This window comes from Saccharomonospora iraqiensis subsp. paurometabolica YIM 90007, assembly GCF_000231035.2.
GTDB lineage: Bacteria > Actinomycetota > Actinomycetes > Mycobacteriales > Pseudonocardiaceae > Saccharomonospora > Saccharomonospora paurometabolica.
Genome location: NZ_KI912261.1, coordinates 338 through 2,323, shown reverse-complemented (window position 1 = coordinate 2,323; position 1,986 = coordinate 338). Strand labels below are relative to the sequence as shown.

Below are 1,986 nucleotides of genomic sequence, written 5' to 3'. Positions count from 1 at the left end.
CGCCGCGGCGGGCGCGCCCCCGCCGGGTGCGAGGTCGCCGGGCAGCGAGACCTCCAGCCTGCGCCCCCCGACCTCGACGACGACGGTGTTGCGGGCCGGTTGGTCCTCCCCGGTGTCCGGCTCACCGGTGAACGGTTCGATCGTGTTGTCGAACTCGGTCTCGATCCAGCGCGTGTGCACGGAGAACCCGGTGTCGTCGCCGACGAACGCCGGGTCCCGCAGGATGGTGCGGTGGAACGGCAGCACCGTCGGCAGGCCCTCGACCACCATCTCGTCCAGCGCCCGCCTGCTGCGCTCGATCGCCTGCCGCCGGTCGGCCCCGGTCACGATGACCTTCGCGAGCATGGAGTCGAACTGCCCGCCGATCACGCTGCCGCTCTCCAGGCCCGCGTCGTTGCGGACGCCGGGGCCCTGCGGCAGTTCCAACCGGGTGACGGTGCCGGGGGCGGGCAGGAAGTTGCGGCCCGCGTCCTCGCCGTTGATGCGGAACTCGATCGAGTGGCCGCGCGGGGCGGGGTCCTCGGTGAACGGCAGCGGGGAGCCCTCGGCGATGCGGAACTGCTCGCGGATGAGGTCGATGCCGGTGGTCTCCTCGGAGACCGGGTGCTCCACCTGCAGCCGGGTGTTGACCTCCAGGAAGGAGATCGTCCCGTCGTCGCCGACGAGGTACTCGACCGTGCCCGCGCCGTGGTAGCCCGCCTCCCGGCAGATCGCCTTCGCCGAGGTGTGGATGGTCTCGCGCTGCTCTTCGGACAGGAACGGTGCGGGGGCCTCCTCCACCAGCTTCTGGTGGCGGCGCTGCAGCGAGCAATCCCGGGTGCCGACGACCACGACGTTGCCGTGCTGGTCGGCCAGCACCTGCGCCTCCACGTGCCGGGGGCGGTCCAGGTAGCGCTCCACGAAGCACTCGCCGCGGCCGAACGCGCCCACGGCCTCCCGGGTGGCCGACTCGAACAGTTCCGGGATCTCCTCCCGGGTGCGGGCGACCTTCAGCCCCCGACCACCACCGCCGAAGGCGGCCTTGATCGCCACGGGCAGTCCGTGCTCGTCGGCGAAGGCCACGATCTCGTCCGCGTCGGCGGCCGGGTCCTTCGTCCCGGGTACGAGCGGGGCACCCGCCTTGAGCGCGAGGTGCCGGGCGGTGACCTTGTCCCCGAGGTCGCGGATGGCCTGCGGGGACGGACCGATCCAGGTCAGGCCCGCGTCGAGCACCGCCCGGGCGAAGTCGGCGTTCTCGGAGAGGAAGCCGTAGCCGGGGTGCACCGAGTCGGCGCCCGACCGCGCGGCGACGTCGAGGAGTTTCTCGGTGACCAGGTAGGTGTCGGCGGCGGTGGAGCCGTTCAGTGCGAACGCCTCGTCGGCCATGCGCACGTGCGGCGCGTCCCGGTCCGGGTCGGCGTACACGGCCACGCTGGCCAGCCCCGCGTCTGCCGCGGCCCGGATCACCCGCACGGCGATCTCCCCGCGGTTGGCGACGAGCACCTTGGAAACGGCGGCTGGTTGGGGCACGCTTACCTCCTTGTTCGCTGCTCTGCGAGAGTTTACGGATCCGCCACGTTCAGTCAGACGAGAGAAGGCTCACGTCCGTAGCTCCCTCGAACGCCGTCACCAGTGCGGGAACGGTTTCGAGCCGGGGCGCGCGCTCCCGTCTCGCCTACCCTGTCGCGTGGTCGGTGAAGGGAGGAGGTCCTCGTGGCTCGGACGTCGCCGCCGCGTCCGGTGGTCGCCACGGTGGTGGTCGCCTGCATGGTCGCCGTGGCCGCGCAGGTCGCGGCCGCGGTGCTGGGCACCGACACGCCGGGCGAGCGGGAGCACCCGCCCATGCCGGACTGCGGCGGGGAGTCGTGCCGGGTGCTCGCGACCACCGTCGTCAACGGTATGTCCGTGGAGCTGCTGGCCGACCGTGCGGGCACGACCGGCAGACTGCGCGCCGGGGACGGCGCCGTCGACACCGTGAGCCGCACGGAGCTGGCCGACGAGGGCGGC

1 protein-coding gene and 1 pseudogene are annotated in these 1,986 nt (G+C 72.8%); one reads left to right on the top strand and one right to left on the bottom strand.

The features are described 5' to 3' along the window. Positions 1-1,509 (bottom strand): acetyl-CoA carboxylase biotin carboxylase subunit (locus SACPADRAFT_RS29345; RefSeq protein WP_007027418.1); only part of this gene is annotated, 1,509 nt, incomplete at its 3' end. Positions 1,510-1,692: 183 nt separating this feature from the next. On the opposite strand from SACPADRAFT_RS29345, the pseudogene SACPADRAFT_RS33500 reads away from it, so the two are divergent. Further along, a pseudogene (locus tag SACPADRAFT_RS33500) lies at positions 1,693-1,986 on the top strand (hypothetical protein); the annotation flags it as partial.